At 50.2% G+C, this 17,787-nt stretch carries 15 protein-coding genes and 1 pseudogene; 6 read left to right on the top strand and 10 right to left on the bottom strand.

From position 1 onward, the window contains the following. The 3 genes from oxc to QZF50_RS09255 all read right to left on the bottom strand — a co-directional run. Nucleotides 1-1,453: oxalyl-CoA decarboxylase (gene oxc, locus QZF50_RS09265; RefSeq protein WP_290388862.1), on the bottom strand; the 1,453-nt coding region annotated here is incomplete at its 3' end. A gap of 53 nt (nucleotides 1,454-1,506) precedes the next feature. After that, nucleotides 1,507-2,757: a formyl-CoA transferase gene (gene frc / locus QZF50_RS09260; protein ID WP_000106759.1), complete on the bottom strand. Its 1,251-nt coding sequence runs from the start codon at nucleotides 2,755-2,757 to the stop codon at nucleotides 1,507-1,509. 512 nt (nucleotides 2,758-3,269) lie between these two features. Then, on the bottom strand, nucleotides 3,270-3,902 hold the full coding sequence (locus QZF50_RS09255; RefSeq protein ID WP_000825604.1) for a YfdX family protein: 633 nt from the start codon (nucleotides 3,900-3,902) through the stop codon (nucleotides 3,270-3,272). A 295-nt stretch (nucleotides 3,903-4,197) separates the two neighbouring features. Here QZF50_RS09255 and ypdI point away from each other — a divergent pair, with 295 nt between their 5' ends. Beyond that, nucleotides 4,198-4,473, top strand: coding sequence for a colanic acid biosynthesis lipoprotein YpdI (gene ypdI / locus QZF50_RS09250; RefSeq protein ID WP_000867637.1), 276 nt, complete (start codon nucleotides 4,198-4,200; stop codon nucleotides 4,471-4,473). A 76-nt stretch (nucleotides 4,474-4,549) separates the two neighbouring features. On the opposite strand, the gene QZF50_RS09245 is transcribed toward ypdI, so the two are convergent. Next, the gene (locus QZF50_RS09245; RefSeq protein ID WP_000639883.1) at nucleotides 4,550-4,792 is read right to left on the bottom strand and encodes a YfdY family protein; all 243 of its coding nucleotides are present in this window, start codon (nucleotides 4,790-4,792) and stop codon (nucleotides 4,550-4,552) included. A gap of 352 nt (nucleotides 4,793-5,144) precedes the next feature. Between QZF50_RS09245 and lpxP the strand changes: the two genes are divergently transcribed. Both lpxP and ypdK read left to right on the top strand, forming a co-directional pair. Next, nucleotides 5,145-6,065 carry a kdo(2)-lipid IV(A) palmitoleoyltransferase gene (lpxP, locus tag QZF50_RS09240; protein WP_000484404.1) on the top strand — a complete coding sequence of 307 codons (921 nt, stop codon included), beginning with the start codon at nucleotides 5,145-5,147 and terminating at the stop codon, nucleotides 6,063-6,065. A gap of 355 nt (nucleotides 6,066-6,420) precedes the next feature. Next, a complete protein-coding gene (ypdK, locus tag QZF50_RS09235) occupies nucleotides 6,421-6,492 on the top strand; it encodes a membrane protein YpdK (protein WP_010723117.1) in 72 nt (23 codons plus the stop codon). Between the two features lie 64 nt (nucleotides 6,493-6,556). Here ypdK and alaC read toward each other — a convergent pair whose 3' ends face one another. Continuing rightward, on the bottom strand, nucleotides 6,557-7,795 hold the full coding sequence (gene alaC / locus QZF50_RS09230; RefSeq protein ID WP_000785931.1) for an alanine transaminase: 1,239 nt from the start codon (nucleotides 7,793-7,795) through the stop codon (nucleotides 6,557-6,559). A 376-nt stretch (nucleotides 7,796-8,171) separates the two neighbouring features. Between alaC and ypdA the strand changes: the two genes are divergently transcribed. From ypdA to QZF50_RS09215, 3 genes are read left to right on the top strand one after another with little or no spacing between them, the layout of a single operon-like run. Further along, the gene (gene ypdA, locus QZF50_RS09225; RefSeq protein WP_001518159.1) at nucleotides 8,172-9,869 is read left to right on the top strand and encodes a two-component system sensor histidine kinase YpdA; all 1,698 of its coding nucleotides are present in this window, start codon (nucleotides 8,172-8,174) and stop codon (nucleotides 9,867-9,869) included. A gap of 14 nt (nucleotides 9,870-9,883) precedes the next feature. Then, nucleotides 9,884-10,618 carry a two-component system response regulator YpdB gene (ypdB, locus tag QZF50_RS09220; RefSeq protein ID WP_001295458.1) on the top strand — a complete coding sequence of 245 codons (735 nt, stop codon included), beginning with the start codon at nucleotides 9,884-9,886 and terminating at the stop codon, nucleotides 10,616-10,618. Nucleotides 10,619-10,630: 12 nt separating this feature from the next. Beyond that, a complete protein-coding gene (locus QZF50_RS09215) occupies nucleotides 10,631-11,488 on the top strand; it encodes an AraC family transcriptional regulator (protein ID WP_290388861.1) in 858 nt (285 codons plus the stop codon). Nucleotides 11,489-11,490: 2 nt separating this feature from the next. Here QZF50_RS09215 and ptsP read toward each other — a convergent pair whose 3' ends face one another. The 5 genes and pseudogenes from ptsP to QZF50_RS09190 all read right to left on the bottom strand — a co-directional run bounded on the left by ptsP (nucleotide 11,491) and on the right by QZF50_RS09190 (nucleotide 17,742). Continuing rightward, nucleotides 11,491-13,986, bottom strand: a complete 2,496-nt coding sequence (gene ptsP / locus QZF50_RS09210; protein WP_000955931.1) for a phosphoenolpyruvate--protein phosphotransferase — start codon at nucleotides 13,984-13,986, stop codon at nucleotides 11,491-11,493. Between the two features lie 24 nt (nucleotides 13,987-14,010). Further along, a pseudogene (ypdE, locus tag QZF50_RS09205) lies at nucleotides 14,011-15,047 on the bottom strand (aminopeptidase). Then, a complete protein-coding gene (ypdF, locus tag QZF50_RS09200; RefSeq protein WP_000173242.1) occupies nucleotides 15,047-16,132 on the bottom strand; it encodes an aminopeptidase in 1,086 nt (361 codons plus the stop codon). The pseudogene ypdE and the gene ypdF overlap by 1 nt, the downstream one beginning before the upstream one ends. A gap of 14 nt (nucleotides 16,133-16,146) precedes the next feature. After that, nucleotides 16,147-17,394, bottom strand: a complete 1,248-nt coding sequence (locus QZF50_RS09195; RefSeq protein ID WP_000985325.1) for a PTS fructose transporter subunit IIC — start codon at nucleotides 17,392-17,394, stop codon at nucleotides 16,147-16,149. A gap of 21 nt (nucleotides 17,395-17,415) precedes the next feature. Then, the gene (locus QZF50_RS09190; protein WP_000038456.1) at nucleotides 17,416-17,742 is read right to left on the bottom strand and encodes a PTS fructose transporter subunit IIB; all 327 of its coding nucleotides are present in this window, start codon (nucleotides 17,740-17,742) and stop codon (nucleotides 17,416-17,418) included. Between the last annotated feature and the right edge of the window lie 45 nt (nucleotides 17,743-17,787).

Genomic DNA, 17,787 nt, shown 5'->3' with positions numbered 1-17,787 from the left:
GATCAACACCGTCTCCTCTGTAGATGCCGCCATTATTAAAAATAACGATCGTCACCGGCAGGTTATATCGACAAATCGTTTCAATTTCCATCCCACTGAAACCAAAAGCACTATCACCTTCAATGGCGACAACCGGAGAACCAGAAGTCACGCTAGCACCGATGGCATAGCCCATACCGATGCCCATGACACCCCAGGTACCACAATCCAGACGACGACGTGGTTTATACATATCAATAATATTTCGTGCATTATCCAGGGTATTTGCACCTTCATTAACTAAATAAATATCCTGGTTCTCGCGCAATACGTCGCGCACAGCACTTAATGCATTAAAGTAATTTAATGGTTGAGTATCTGTACTTAATTTTTCATGCATTTTTTGTGCATTTTGCTGCTTGTGGATATTTAAAATATCGCGCCATACCAGTGGAGTCGTAAATGTGTTTTGTTTCAGTTCTGCCAGCATACCTTGCATACTGGATGCAATATCACCAACGACTGGCACAGCAATGGGGCGGTTGCTGTCAATTTCCTGCGGTTCAATATCCAGTTGAATAAACTGTGTATCTGCCGCCCATCCTTTTTTACCGTGTGCCAATAACCAATTCAGTCGTGCACCAACAAGCATGACAACGTCAGCATTTGCCAGGGCAAACGAACGCGCAGCTGCCGCAGAAAGTGGATGCGTATCTTCAAGGATCCCTTTCGCCATAGACATTGGCAGGAATGGAATCTGAGCACTTTCAATAAATTCACGAAGCTGTTCATCAGCTTGTGAATACGCCGCGCCTTTGCCAAGGATAATTAATGGCCGTTCAGCTTTTGCTAAAAGCGAAATTGCGCTAGTGACTGACTTCGGGCATGGCAATAATGCTGGCGACGGATTTTCAACTTTAACAATCGTGGTTAACGCTTCGTCTTTTTCCATCGTCGCGGCCAGGACATTTGCTGGCAAATCAAGATAAACTCCGCCAGGGCGACCCGATACAGAGACCCGGATAGCGCGTGCCAATGCAATGCCAAGATCCTGCGGCTGATTAACGCGAAATGCTGCTTTGGCATACGGTTTTGCCGCATTCATTTGGTCCAGCTCTTCATAATCACCTTGCTGTAGGTCGACGATCGCGCGGTCGCTGGAGCCGCTAATCATGATCATCGGAAAACCATTTACCGTTGCGTTGGCCAATGCGGTCAAACCATTGAGGAATCCTGGCGCAGAAACTGTCAGGCAGATCCCCGGTTTTTGGGTAAGAAAACCGCTTGCCGCAGCGGCATAGCCTGCCGACTGCTCATGACGAAAACCAATATAACGAATGCCTTCCGCCTGGGCATGGCGTGCCATATCCGTCACAGGAATACCTACAACACCATAAATAGTGTCAATATTATTCTGTTTTAATGCTTCAACGATGATATGCATACCATCTGTCATTTGAAGTTGATCTGACATGATTAATAACCTCGAAATTTTTATAAATTGGGAGCCAGAAGCCCCCGTTAATATCAGATGGCGTGGTTTTGCTTCATTGCAGCAATTTCATCGTCGCTATAACCCAGCTCCTGCAATACAGCAGCGGTATGTTCACCTAATAGCGGCGCAGCTTTAATATCCGGCGTAAAGGCAGAGAATTTCATTGGACAACCAACGGTCAGATATTTTCCACGCAACGGTTGTTCCACTTCAACAACACTGCCACTTTGGCGCAAAGAGGGATCAAGTGAAATTTCTTTCATACTTAAAACCGGTGCACAAGGAATATCAAACTGAGTCAAATAGGCCACCGCTTCATGTTTATCAATAGTGACAGTGTATTTTTCGATTTCAGCAAAAATATCGAAAATATGTGGCTGTCGTGCATGGGCTGTACTGTATGCCGGATCGGTAATCCATTCTGGTTTGCCGATGGCTTTACAGGTGTTTTCCCAGTTTTGCTCCTGAATAGTGAAATAAATATAGGCGTTAGGATCGGTTTCCCAGCCTTTACATTTCAGGATCCAGCCAGGCTGACCGCCACCACCTGCATTACCACCGCGGGGAACTGCATCACCAAATGTACCATTCGGATACTGCGGGTATTCTTCCAGATAACCCAATTTATCGAGACGCTGCTGGTCACGTAATTTCACGCGGCAAAGGTTCAATACGGCATCCTGCATTGACATGGTGACTCGTTGCCCACGCCCCGTTTTTTCGCGATGCAGCAAAGCAGCAAGTAAACCGATCAGCAAATGCATTCCGGTGTTGCTGTCACCCAACGCTGCAGCGCTTACCAGCGGCGGACCATCCCAAAAACCCGTAGTGGATGCCGCGCCACCCGCTGCCTGAGCAACGTTTTCATAGGCTTTTACATTCACATAAGGCGAACACTCATCAAACCCTTTGATCGAGCCAAAAATCAGACGTGGATTGATTTCTTGAATATGCTCCCAGGTGAAGCCCATGTGATCAATGGCCCCTGGATGAAAGTTCTCGACTAAGATATCAGCTTCGCGGATCAGCTTTTCCATTACCTCTTTGCCTTCCGCTGTTTTGGTATTTAACTCAATAGAACGTTTGTTACTGTTAAGCATGGTGAAGTAAAGCGCATCGATATCAGGAATATCTCGCAGCTGGTGACGCGTTACGTCACCAACGCCGGGACGTTCAATTTTAATAACGTCAGCGCCAAACCAGGCCAGCATTTGAGTACAAGATGGGCCAGATTGCACACCGGTGAAATCGAGAACTTTAATTCCTTGAAGTGGAGTTGACATAGCAATACCTATTAGTTAATTAAATATGTGTTAATTTAGCGTTTATTTAAGGCGTAATATCTTCTATAAATAACCCGCAAAATATCGTCGTAGCTGCACTCGATATTTTTAAAATCCTGTATCAAGTGCTGAAAATCATTTCATCGCCACTTCCAATTCCTTTCTGCATGGTAAGTAGTGAGGACGAAAAGAAGAATATGATAAATATTGATTCGTGGTAATCAGAGAGAGTCGCGACATTTGTGATGTTATTCTTACAACTGTAAGAAGCGCCGGTGATTTACAAGTAAGGGTATGATTACGCTTTTTAAAGCGTACCATAAAACATAACATAATAAATGATTTGTGATGACACGGGATTATTGGGATTTACTTTGAGGAAGATAAAATGCGTGTTTATAGAATCGCGAGCGCCAAATAATTTTATGACCACAACCTGTCGTATTGTGGTCATAAAAAATTGTCGGCTGGAGGGAGTTAAATCCTTTACCTCAATATACTGCCTGTCAGCATTAGTTCACAAACAGTGCTTCGCTGTCGACGATGATTCCATCTTCCGCACCTTTAAGCGCCAGGTTTGCCTCGTAGTATTGCTTTTTATCAAGCAGTTTCTGCGCATCAGCAAGTGCATTACGAGTCTGTTTAAGCGGCATCAGATATTGGTTTTCCATTACGCCAACACCGGCCAGGCGAAGTTCTTCCATTGCGCCCTTTTTATCCCCTTTCGCCATTTTTTCATTGGCAATTTTTATCGCGGCTTCTTTTTCGGGAGTTGCTACATAACTCTCAGAAATTCCGACAGATGCATTAATGACAATATATTGGTCATCATTGAGATTGGTCTTTTTACCTGGCTTAGCGAACTTTGCCCATTCGGTACTGTCATCTGACAGCAAAGCGGAAGCTTCATTGGTCAGTTCTTTTGCCTTTTCTGGATCGCCATGAAACAGAGCCAGGCGCGCTACCTGCACGTCACGCATCGCATATAAACCTTGTTCAGAGATACGCTCTGCTGCTGCCGTTTTCTGGGTTTGCTGAACTTGCTGAGTTTGCTGTTGTGCCGCTACCGGTGCATTATCAGCAGCCCATACAGTTGAAGATGCCAGAATTGCTGTGACCATCGTAGCCATAATTAAACGTTTCATACTTACCTCATTCTTTAACAGTTTTAGAAAACGCCGCCATCATATTGGGTGAGCATGAAATGAGAAATCAGAGAGCAACGGTCATTTTGAAAGGGTTATCTTACAGTTGTAGTTATTATCGCAAGAAGTATTTTAGTCTTACAATTGTAGGAATCTGCTTCCTGTCGCAGAGAACTATTCTTATGTACCACAAAGAGATGTCATTTATTATATCGATGTAAATATTGATTAATTATATGTAAATACAGCCATAACATCGTAGGTTCTCAGTGAACCATTTTCAGGATAACTTTCTATGAAAGTAAACTTAATACTTTTCAGCTTATTTTTATTGGTCTCTATTATGGCATGCAATGTTTTTGCATTTTCCATTTCTGGTGGTGTAAGTGAGAGGAGCTATAAAGAGACTGAAAAAACATCAGCGATGACGACCACACACTCTACAAAACTTCAGCCATCACAGGCGATTTTGTTTAAGATGAGAGAAGATGCGCCACCATTAAACCTCACAGAAGAAATCACGCCTACTTATCCGACAAAGGCGAATTATCTTATTCATCCTGTGCGATAGCGTCTGTCACATGGCAGGTGAACAATCATGTCTGATGCTGATGTGAACACCTGCCCAAATGAGCCATCCTGACCCACTATCGCCTGCCATACCCCACCATAAAGCGAATCATCAAGCCACAAGCCGGGGCAAGAAACATAAATATCCCCGTCACTAGTTCATTACCGCCAGTTAACCACATGGTGAAGTAATAAATGAGTGCAGCGAGGATCACCATGCCGAAGAAAGAAGAGACCGCCGATACCACGTTCAGTACCTGACCGATGTAGCCGCTTACGCAGACAATACACAGGGCGAGAAACATCCATAAATAAATCATAGCTCAACCTCCTGCCGCGCTAAAAAACCTGTAACTTCAGTCACTTTAATAGTAAGACAATCCTTAACCTCTGGCAATTTTTGCTAAGCATCAATGAAAACAGCATGTTAAATGCAAGACTGTTGTGTACGGAAAAATATTTACTTTGCACGATTAATAATCAGTAGCTGAAAGCAGTCAGCGAGTGATAAAGTACAGATACCGCATTCATGCTCCTCGTGGTTATGTCCTGACTAGTCTTTACACTCTTTACAGGAACCATTGTCGTACATGATGGCCCAACCAATTGAGTGTACCGCTGTCGACATGGAATCTTCTGCGATACAACAATTCGTATCTACAGAAGGTAACTATGTTTCCACAATGCAAATTTTCCCGCGAGTTTCTACATCCTCGCTACTGGCTCACATGGTTTGGGCTTGGTGTACTCTGGCTTTGGGTACAGCTTCCTTATCCTGTTCTCTGCTTTCTCGGCACGCGCATTGGCGCAATGGCGCGACCATTCCTGAAACGTCGTGAATCTATCGCCCGTAAAAACCTGGAACTTTGTTTCCCGCAGCATTCTGCGGAAGAACGCGAGAAGATGATTGCCGAAAACTTTCGTTCACTCGGCATGGCGCTGGTAGAAACCGGCATGGCATGGTTCTGGCCCGACAGTCGCGTACGTAAATGGTTTGATGTTGAAGGGTTGGATAACCTTAAACGCGCACAAATGCAAAATCGCGGCGTAATGGTTGTCGGCGTCCATTTTATGTCGCTGGAACTGGGCGGCCGCGTGATGGGACTGTGCCAACCAATGATGGCTACCTATCGTCCACATAATAATCAGCTGATGGAATGGGTGCAGACCCGTGGGCGCATGCGCTCTAACAAAGCGATGATCGGCAGAAATAATCTGCGCGGCATTGTCGGTGCACTGAAGAAAGGTGAAGCGGTATGGTTTGCTCCCGATCAGGATTATGGTCGTAAAGGCAGCTCCTTCGCGCCGTTCTTTGCGGTGGAAAATGTCGCCACAACCAATGGCACCTATGTTCTCTCCCGTCTCTCTGGCGCAGCCATGTTGACCGTAACGATGGTAAGAAAAGCGGATTACAGCGGATATCGTTTGTTCATCACCCCAGAGATGGAAGGCTACCCGACAGATGAAAATCAAGCCGCTGCCTATATGAACAAGATTATCGAGAAAGAGATCATGCGCGCACCGGAGCAGTACCTCTGGATCCACCGTCGCTTTAAAACGCGCCCGGTGGGAGAATCGTCGTTGTACATTTAACAAACTGCTCTTACTCTTTCCCTCCTCAAATCGGCCATAATAACCTCATGGTTTTTATGGCTTTTTTCTTAAGGTTTTTTCCTTCGCTGAATATCTAATTATTACCGTCAGAAATTAAACTGTCGCCGATATGAGACACTTGTAAGTTACTAAAAGTAAATAAGAAAATGTCTCTTGTCTCGTTTCAGTTTTAGGCGTACATTAGCGCCGTCTCGAGCAGTTTAGCTCAGAATTCTGGGGTGATGCCCACGGTAAAATACAGGGCTTTTAAGGTCGCTTTGCCCGGTGTCAACTCACTGTATCAGGTGTAATGAAGTCATTCAGGCGTAACAGTAATTACGCGGAGAGATGTAAAGTGAAATATTTCTTTATGGGCATTTCTTTTATGGTCATCGTTTGGGCCGGTACTTTTGCCCTGATGATCTAAAAGCAAACTGTGCAATGAAAAACAGGAGCCATCAGGCTCCTGTTTGCATTTCTGACGACGGTGTTTATTCCGCGTTTTCGTGAATATGTTTGCTGCTGGCGGGTAGTAAACCGTCGGCACGGAACATCGCTTTAATCCCTCTGATGGCCTGACGAATACGGTCGCGGTTTTCAATCAGTGCAAAGCGAACATGCGTATCACCATAGTCGCCAAAGCCAATCCCCGGCGAGACACAAACCTTCGCTTCGTTAAGGAGCTTCTTGGCAAATTCCAGCGATCCCATGGCCGCATATGGTTCCGGGATTTTCGCCCAGACATACATCGAAGCCTTCGGCATTTCGACCATCCAGCCCGCTTCATGCAGCCCTTTAACCAATACATCACGGCGGCGTTTGTACTGTTCGGCAATGTCGCGCACGCACTGTTGATCGCCCTCGAGTGCCGCAATCGCCGCCACCTGCAACGGCGTAAAAGTGCCGTAATCGTGATAGCTTTTGATTCGCGCCAGGGCACTGACCAGCGTTTTGTTGCCGACCATAAAGCCGATACGCCAGCCCGCCATGTTGTAGCTTTTCGACAGCGTAAAGAACTCGACTGCCACATCGCGTGCACCCGGTACCTGCATAATTGACGGCGCTTTCCAGCCATCGTAGACGATATCGGCATAGGCCAGGTCATGGACCACCAGCACATCGTAGCGTTTCGCCAGCGCCACTACTTTTTCGAAGAACTCCAGTTCCACGCATTGCGCGGTTGGGTTTGACGGGAAGCCGAGGATCATCATCTTCGGTTTCGGATAACTTTCACGAATGGCGCGCTCCAGTTCGTTGAAGAAATCGACACCTTCCACCAGCGGCACTGAGCGTACCTGCGCCCCGGCAATCACCGCGCCATAAATATGGATCGGGTAACTTGGATTCGGCACCAGCACCGTGTCACCATGATCCAGCGTCGCCAGCATCAGATGCGCCAGGCCCTCTTTCGAACCAATAGTGACGATGGCTTCTGATTCCGGGTCGATTTCAACGTCGTAGCGATCCTGATACCAGCGGGAAATGGCGCGACGTAACCGCGGAATGCCGCGTGAAGTGGAGTAACCATGCGTGTCCGGGCGCTGGGCCACAGTACATAATTTTTCGACGATATGCGGCGGAGTCGCACCGTCCGGGTTACCCATGCTGAAATCGATAATATCTTCGCCGCGCCGACGCGCAGCCATTTTCAGTTCAGCGGTGATGTTAAAAACGTAGGGCGGGAGACGATCAATGCGCGTAAAGCGACGTTCAGGGCGAGTGTCAGCCATAATTTCCTCAGATTAACGTTAGCGCCCGGACCGTCCGAGCGACGCTGCCACAATGGTGGCTGTTTTGAAAATAGCCTGATTAATTTCTGTCTGTCCAGCGTTTTAGAACATTTTTATCAATGGCTTTAAATGAGGAACTCCACTTCAAAAACAGGAAATTTTTCTACGCTAACAAGAAAATTACCACCAATTTTATTAACATTATAATTTCAATAAATTTACCAGCCAGAAGTGCATTATCAAGAGATACATTGCTAATACACCATTTATCTTTCAATCCCCTTTTAAATTTATGGTTTTTCCTCAAAAACGGCCTGCTGGTCATCAGCCTTCAGGTTACCTATCATAGAGGTTTAATCCTTATTCAGAGTCACCCGTGCACGAAATATTCAACATGCTGCTGGCGGTCTTCGATCGGGCAGCGTTAATGCTTATCTGCCTGTTCTTTCTCATCCGTATCCGCCTGTTTCGCGAACTGTTGCACAAGTCGGCGCACTCCCCAAAAGAATTGCTCGCCGTTACCGCCATTTTCTCGCTGTTCGCCCTGTTCAGCACCTGGTCCGGCGTTCCCGTAGAAGGCTCGCTGGTGAACGTACGTATTATCGCGGTGATGTCCGGCGGGATTCTGTTTGGCCCGTGGGTAGGCATCATTACCGGCGTGATTGCGGGTATTCACCGGTATTTAATTGATATCGGCGGCGTGACGGCGATCCCCTGCTTTATCACCAGCATTCTGGCGGGTTGTATATCAGGCTGGATAAACCTGAAAATCCCCAAAGCACAGCGCTGGCGCGTCGGTATTCTCGGCGGCATGTTGTGTGAGACGTTGACCATGATTCTGGTAATTGTCTGGGCACCAACTACCGCGTTGGGGATCGATATCGTCTCTAAAATCGGCATTCCAATGATCCTCGGTAGCGTCTGTATCGGCTTTATTGTGCTTCTGGTGCAAAGCGTTGAGGGCGAAAAAGAGGCCAGCGCCGCGCGGCAGGCCAAGCTGGCGCTGGATATCGCCAACAAAACGCTACCTCTGTTTCGCCATGTCAATAGCGAGTCATTACGCAAAGTTTGTGAAATTATTCGCGATGACATTCACGCCGATGCGGTGGCGATTACCAATACCGATCATGTGCTGGCCTATGTTGGCGTGGGTGAACATAACTATCAGAATGGCGATGACTTCATTAGCCCGACTACCCGTCAGGCGATGAATTACGGAAAAATCATCATTAAAAACAATGATGAAGCCCACCGCACACCAGAGATTCATTCCATGCTGGTGATCCCATTGTGGGAGAAAGGCGTTGTGACCGGAACGCTGAAAATTTACTACTGCCACGCGCATCAGATCACCTCGTCATTACAGGAAATGGCGGTCGGTCTGTCGCAAATCATCTCCACCCAACTGGAGGTTTCACGCGCCGAGCAGCTACGTGAAATGGCAAATAAGGCAGAGCTTCGCGCCCTGCAAAGCAAAATTAATCCCCATTTCCTGTTTAACGCTTTGAACGCTATTTCATCATCAATCCGTCTGAATCCGGATACTGCTCGCCAGCTGATCTTTAATCTGTCGCGTTATCTGCGCTATAACATTGAATTAAAAGACGATGAGCAAATCGATATCAAAAAAGAGCTGTATCAAATTAAAGACTATATTGCCATTGAGCAGGCCCGCTTTGGCGACAAGCTGACGGTTATCTATGATATTGATGAAGAGGTGAATTGCTGCATTCCCAGCCTGCTGATCCAGCCGTTGGTGGAGAATGCCATTGTCCACGGTATTCAGCCTTGCAAAGGTAAAGGCGTTGTCACCATCAGCGTTGCAGAGTGCGGCAATCGGGTACGCATTGCGGTGCGGGATACCGGGCACGGCATCGATCCAAAGGTGATTGAGCGGGTCGAAGCGAATGAAATGCCGGGCAATAAAATTGGCCTGCTGAATGTTCATCATCGCGTGAAGTTATTGTATGGCGAGGGGCTGCATATCCGCCGCCTGGAACCAGGAACGGAAATTGCGTTTTACATTCCTAACCAACGCACCCCAGTCGTCTCACAGGCTACGTTATTGCTTTGAGCCGGAGTGATATTGTGAAAGTCATCATTGTTGAAGACGAATTCCTGGCACAACAGGAACTGAGCTGGCTAATTAAAGAGCACAGCCAGATGGAGATTGTCGGCACCTTTGACGACGGTCTGGACGTGTTGAAGTTTTTGCAGCATAACCGCGTCGACGCCATTTTTCTGGATATCAATATTCCGTCGCTGGATGGCGTGTTGCTGGCGCAAAACATCAGCCAGTTCGCCCATAAACCGTTTATTGTGTTCATCACCGCGTGGAAAGAACATGCGGTAGAAGCGTTTGAACTGGAGGCGTTTGACTACATTCTCAAACCGTATCAGGAGTCACGTATTACCGGGATGCTGCAAAAACTGGAAGCGGCCTGGCAACAACAGCAGACCAGCAGTACGCCTGCCGCGACGGTAACGCGTGAGAATGACACCATTAATCTGGTGAAAGATGAGCGAATAATCGTCACGCCAATTAACGATATCTATTACGCCGAAGCGCACGAGAAAATGACCTTTGTCTATACGCGGCGTGAATCCTACGTAATGCCGATGAACATTACCGAATTTTGCAGCAAACTGCCGCCGTCGCATTTTTTCCGCTGCCATCGCTCATTTTGTGTCAATCTGAACAAAATACGCGAAATCGAACCGTGGTTTAATAACACCTACATTCTGCGACTGAAAGATCTGGATTTTGAAGTGCCGGTCAGCCGCAGCAAAGTGAAAGAATTTCGCCAGTTAATGCATCTTTAATCGGGAACTTTCATGAAAGCACCAGGCTTGCCCGCCGATCAACAATTTTTCGCCGATCTGTTCAGCGGCCTGGTGCTTAACCCGCAACTACTGGGGCGCGTCTGGTTTGCCAGCCAGCCTGCCTCGTTACCGGTGGGCAGTTTATGTATTGATTTTCCCCGTCTGGATATCGTGCTGCGCGGCGAATACGGCAACCTGCTGGAAGCAAAGCAGCAGCGAATGGTGGAAGGAGAAATGCTGTTTATTCCGGCACGCGCGGCTAATTTACCGATCAACAACAAACCGGTGATGCTGTTAAGCCTGGTGTTCGCACCGACCTGGCTTGGGTTATCGTTTTACGATAGCCGCACCACGTCGTTGTTGCATCCTGCTCGCCAGATCCAGCTTCCCAGCCTGCAACGCGGTGAAGGTGAAGCGATGCTTACCGCCCTCACCCATCTTAGCCGTTCGCCGCTGGAGCAGAATATCATTCAGCCACTGGTGTTAAGTTTGCTGCATCTTTGCCGTAACGTGGTGAATATGCCGCCGGGCAATTCGCAGCCGCGCGGCGATTTTCTCTATCACAGCATTTGTAACTGGGTTCAGGATAATTATGCCCAGCCGCTCACCCGCGAGAGCGTGGCGCAGTTTTTTAATATCACGCCCAATCATCTGTCAAAACTGTTTGCTCAGCATGGAACGATGCGTTTTATCGAGTATGTGCGTTGGGTGCGAATGGCGAAGGCGAGGATGATTTTGCAGAAATATCATCTGTCAATTCATGAAGTGGCACAGCGTTGCGGTTTTCCGGATAGCGACTATTTTTGTCGCGTTTTCCGGCGTCAGATTGGTCTGACGCCGGGAGAGTACAGCGCCCGTTTTCAGGGCTAACGTCAGAAGGTTAATTCTGTTTCCAGCAGCGTCAGGATACTTTGTGCATCTTGCGCGGCAAACAACGACTGGCGGAAGTTTTTATTCACCAGTTTACGCGCCAGCTGCGAGAAGACTTTCACATGATTCATCCCTTCGTTAGCACCCAGCGTCAGCATGATCACCAGTTCGACTTCGCCCATTTCTGACTGCCAGTCAATCGGTTTCGCCAGCCGGGCAATGCTGATACTGGAATGACGGATCCACTGAGATTTGGTGTGCGGGATCGCTACGCCAAAACCAACGCCGGTGGTAACAATCTCTTCCCGCTGCCAGACATCTTCTTCCAGCTCAAACGGATGTTCAGTGCGCCCGTTAACGCCGAGGTTGCCGCACAGGAACTGGATCGCCTGCTCTTTATTGCTAAAATCCTGATCAACAAAGATATTCTCCAGCGCCAGCAGTGGGCGAACGTCTTCTTCCGGCGTAAAGGCGGTGAGTAACGCTTCAATTTCCTGCGCACTGCGGCATTCACATGCCTGACGCGCCAGTTCCCGACACGCCTCGCTATCCAGTTGACGAAGCTGGCTTTTCACCGCCGGAATACGCGGGCTACTCATACTCAGCTCATCCAGGCCCAGCCCAAGCAGTAGCGGCAGATAACGGCTTTCACCGCCCAGTTCACCGCAAATGCCTACCCATTTGCCCCGCTGATGCGCAGTGGTAACAATCTGCTGCAACATGCGCAGGAACGATGGCGTAATCGGGTTATACAGCGGCGATACGCGCGGGTTATTACGATCGACCGCATACAGATACTGGGTCATATCGTTAGAACCGATACTGAAGAAATCGACCTCATCGCAGAAGTGGTCGATGATGTAACACACCGACGGCACTTCCACCATGATACCCAGAGTAATCGTCTCTGCATGACGCAGGCCATCGCGCTTAAGCTCAACGATCGCTTTTTGGATCTCGCCCTTCACCCATAAGATCTGATCGAGGCTGTGAACCATCGGGATCATCAACTGGGCGTTGCCAAAACTGGCAGCGCGCAAAATCGCCCGTAGTTGAGTGCGGAACAGGGCAGCAAATTCCGGGTAAATACGTACCGCGCGATAGCCGAGGAACGGGTTCTCTTCCTGGGGAATATTCAGATAAGGAATGCTTTTATCGCCTCCGATGTCCATTGTGCGGAAGATAATCGGCTTGTCGCCCGCTGCCAGTAGCACCTGCTGGTAGGCTTCAAATTGCTCCTGCTCGTCCGGCGCGCTGTCACGATCCATATACAGCATTTCGGTACGGAACAGCCCGACGCCTTCCGCGCCGTTGGCAAACGCGCCTGGTGCTTCCAGAGCGGTGCCAATATTCGCCGCGATATCAATACGCTTGTTATCACGGGAATAGGCCAGCTGCGCGGCAGCCTGCGCCTGTTGTTTTTGGCGTTTATCCGCCAGCGTCTGCGCAACCTGATAATAACCGCTCACCGCGTCATTCGGGTTAATCGCCAGCACGCCGCACTGGGCGTCAAGCACCGCCGGTTGCCCGGCATAACGGGCAATCGCATCCAGCGGCAGGCCGCTCAGTACCGGGATCGCCGAGGCGCGGGCCAGAATCAGGGTATGCGAGGTGCGCCCGGTTTTCTCCAGAATCATGCCCGCAAGATTTTTCAAATCAAGGCTCAAAAACTGGCTTGGGGTTAAATCTTCAGCCACCAGAATGGTCGGTTTTTCCAGCACCAGATTGTTGCGCGGCTTCAGTTCCGGCCAGGTGATATGCAGCAACTGTTCGCTAATATCGCGAATGTCGCTAACACGTTCGCGCAGATAATCGCTGGCAGAAGCAGAAAGCTTGGCGCAAACCTGCTCCATATTGCTGATGATCGCCGCCCCCAGTCCCTGATGCTGTTCTGTCATCAGGCGACGGATATTGCCTGCAAATTCATCATCCTGAATCAGCGACAAATGAGCGCTGAGGATAGTTTTGCTTTCGCCGTCACGCTCACGCAATTGCTGGTTCAGTTGCTCGGCAAGCGTTGCCAGGCTGTGCTCCAGCCGGGTGGAATCTTGCGCACTGGCGGGGATTGCCCGATAACTGTCGAGGCTGTCGCTTTGTAACAGGGTCAGCGTACCCACGCCGACGCCGCTTGCCAGCACATTGCCGTACAGTAAATCCGGGTTAAGGCGGCTTAATGAACGCGGCAGCGGATGCGCCGTCAGTTCTGCCTGCGTAGGCTGAACGCTGTCGCTGTCGATAAAGCGCACCTGGATGTACTCTTCCAGCACGCGCCGCGCCTGCTCTTCATCGCTGCCGCTAATGTTCAGGCTGCAACTGTCATTAAATAGGGTGCCGGTGCCAATCAGCGCCAGCGAACTTTTCGCATCGGCCTTTGCGTTCTGGCGATGGTTAATAAAGGTGACTTCACTTTGCCACTGGCTGCACTGTTCTTTAAGTTCCCACGCCGGACGAGCATGCAGACCGTTAGGCAAAGGACAGAGAAATTGAATCGTTAACATAACCGCTCCGGGTTAATCAGGAGATCATCTGAAATCCGTCAGTTGAACAACCGTCTCACGGGTAAGACGTTGAATAAGGGCAGATAAAAGTTGCTGCATCTGCAAAATGTCGCGGCAATCGGCAATCGATGCCGCACAATGTCCGTGGCGCGTCGCTGGCCCCATCACCACCGTGGGCACGCCGGTGCCGGTTAAATGCACCGCTCCGCCGTCCGTGCCGCCGTTGCTGAACATATCCGCCTGCAACGGCACGCCAATTTCTGCCGCGACGGTTTCGATCCAGGCGGTAAGTTTTGGCGGCGCAATCAGCGACTTGTCGCTTAACACCAGCATCGGCCCGTTACCAATCTGGCGATGGTTAGCCGCGCTATAATCAAAGTTTTCGCCCAGCAGGCGGTATCAAGCACAATGGCGACATCCGGCGACACCGCGCGGGTGGCAGTTTGCCCGCCGCGTAATCCCACCTCTTCGCTGGAACTTGCCACCAGCCACACCTCCGCAGGCAGTTCGGCGTCGTGCAGCTCACGTAGTAACGTCACCAGCAGATAGCAACCGAGGCGGTCATCAAAGGCTTTCCCCATCACCCGCTGGTGAGGGAGAACCTGAAAAGTTGTATCAAAGGTGACGCGATCGCCTGGACGAATTCCCGCCTGCATCACTTCGTCATACGAGCGCGCACCAATGTCCACGCGCATGGCGCTGACGTCATTCCCCTGCCGGTCGCCGTCAAGCAGGCCTGGAATTTTGCACTCTTCACGGGTGGTGATGCGCACCGGCTGCAGCTGGCGGGCAGCCATGCGCACGTTGCCAACCGGCAGCACGTCAATAGCGCCTTCGCGGGAGATGCTGCGCACCATAAATCCCACTTCGTCCATATGGGCGCAGATCATCACCTTCGGACCTGTCGATTCATTGAGGCGGATCAGCACCGATCCCAGACCATCAAATCGCACTTCTTTTTGCAGGCGATCCGCTTCTTCCAGTAGGATCTGCCGCACTTCCTGTTCCGAGGAGGCGATCGCATCTGCCTCGCTCAACGCTTTTAATAGCGATAAATCCATTATGCCTCTCCCGTGAGCAACACTGTTTTCGGCATGGCGTAGAGCACTTCTGCGCCTTGCGGGGTAACCAGCACAACATCTTCGATGCGCACGCCCCCTTGCCCTGGCAAATAAATCCCCGGCTCCACGGTCAGCAACATGCCTGGCTGTAGCGTCGTGGTGTCCCGCGGTGAAAAACGCGGATCTTCATGGACTTCAATGCCGATAGCGTGACCAGTGTTATGACCGAAATAGTCGCCAAATCCAGCCTCGGTAATGACCCGGCGCGCGGCGTCGTCAATCTGCTGGCAGCGCACGCCGGGGCGAATTGCAGAGATTGCCGCGAGCTGTGCCTGCAGGACAATCTGATAGACGTCAAACAGCGGGTGAGATTCGGCGCTCACCCCTTCGCCATTCACCAGCAAGGTGCGCGTCATATCAGAGCAGTAGCCCTGATACAGCGCACCAAAATCGAGAGTGACAAACTCGCCCGCTGCAACAATCTTGTCGCTGGCTTTGCCGTGCGGCAGCGCCCCGCGCCAGCCGCTGGCGACAATGGTGTCAAAAGAGGCTTTTTCTGCGCCCTGCTGGCGCATAAACCACTCCAGTTCAGCGGCTATCTCGCGCTCGCTCATCCCCGCCTGAATAAAGCGGCGAATATGCTCCGCTCCGCGATCGGCAATCCCACAGGCGAGGCGGATTATCTCCACCTCCTCTGGCGTTTTGATTTGCCGCAGCACATCCGGCGTGGCGCTAACCAGTTTCGCATTGAGTTCAGACTTCCAGCGGTGCGCGGTTTCCCAACTCACCTGCTGGCCTTCAAAACCGAGCGTTTGCAACTGCTCATCGGCAATGATTTGATTGACGATAGTGGTAAGCGTGTTCGTCGCGTCAAGCAAATGCAGCTGGTAGCCTTGCGCACGGGCTTCCACCTCAACGAAATAGCGCGAATCTACCAGAATGTGCGCACTTTCACGGCTAATAACCACATAGCCTGATCCGGTGGAGATCCCCAGATGCGGCTGTTTGTTCTGCCGTGAGGAGAGAAGCACTGCATCCAGTTGTTGCGCCTTAAGCCAGTCGCGCAGCGAAGCGAGTAATGTCATCTGGATTTTCCTTCTTACAGGCTATCGATTAACAATTTGCCTTTACGGAACATCATCAGACGCAGGAACACCACCATCAGCGCAGTTATGACTGCCCCCAGCGCGATCCCCGCCATATAGACGCCCAGGTTAGTGACCAGCGGCCATGCCCAGATAGCGGATTCCGGGAACCATTGCACTGCGCCCAGCCAGACAGCGGCGGTTGAGCCGACAATCGCGCCGACCATATACGACGGAATGGCGGTGATGGGGCTTTCCAGCGCAAACGGAATCGCACCCTCACTAATCCCCATAAAGGCAAGGAACATCGCGGTCTTACCCTGCGGATAAAGTTGAGCGTTGAACAGGCGTTTGCCGGTTAAACGACGGTCAATAATGGTCGCCAGACCCAGACCAATCGGAGGAATAACGATAGCGATAGAACGAGCGGTGACCGGTAATACGTGGTCGGTGGTAAAGCTGAAGGCAACGAAACCTGCCGCTTTGTTGATTGGGCCACCAAGGTCGATTGCGGTCGCCGCGGCAATCCCCATTGCATACATCAGCGCGCCCTTCTCACCTGCGGCAGTCAGCACAGTACGGATACCGCCGTTGATCCAGCCACCAAATGGGGTGATGACATAGTACATCGCCAGCATGACAAAAATGGCGGAAAGAATCGGTAGCAAAAATGTGGTTTTGAACGCTAACAGGAAATCTGGTAACTGGATTTTCTGGTTCATCCATTTCACAAGGTAACCAGCAACGATAGATATAATCAGCGCACCAATGAAGGTGGACGGCACCGGCGAAGAGGTCGCCCATTGCATAGTGCTGGGATCGAAGTTCAGCAGTTGCGTCGGCTGGGTAGACATCAAGCCGCCGATAAAACCAGCCGGGAACGCCAGTTTGCCGCCGATAGAGTTCGCCACAAAAGCGGCAAACATCGGAATAGCAAAGCCAAACAGCACGCCGCCAAAGGACTGCGACAGCCAGGCAAATTTCAGTAAGGAGAGATCGAAACCGGTAAATTTCCCGCTATTAAGAGCATCCATGATGCCGATATCAGCAGGAATTTTAAGCCAGCTATAAGCAATCAGCTGGCTGAAAGCGAGGATCACACCGCCCATAATTAAGGTCGGCACCATGCGTGAAATCCCTGACATCACATGCTGCGGGAGTTCACCCCAGAAGCTGCTTTTAGAGGCCTGCGGATTCTTAACTGCCGCTGCCGCACCGGATGCGCCAGGCACAACGGTTGCACTGCGTTTTTTAATGGCCATAACAATTATCCCTGTCGAATATTACTGTTGTTCAGAGGCAATCATCTCTTCGATTTCTTTGATGATGCCCGCAGCGTTTTTAATTGCGTCCTGCAAAGTGATTTCATAAACGTCGCGTGATTCGAAACGTTCGTTATCTTCCGGGGTAACTGCCACGGAGTGGATGATGATGGTCGCTTCGGCGATATCCTGCGCCGTCAGGCGATTCTGGATACCGTCCGCGCCCTGGGTTTCAATTTTCACTTCATAACCGGCTTCTACCGCCGCTTCTTCCAACGCCTGAGCGGCCATAAAGGTGTGAGCCAGGCCCATTGGGCAGGCACATAAGGCAATCAGTTTCTTACTCATCGTTAATTCCTCATTCAGTGATAGTTGACGAGTGAAATTATGAAC

This window comes from uncultured Escherichia sp., from assembly GCF_948475835.1.
Classification (GTDB): Bacteria; Pseudomonadota; Gammaproteobacteria; order Enterobacterales; family Enterobacteriaceae; genus ECMA0423.
This window is presented reverse-complemented; position numbering and strand designations above follow the sequence as displayed.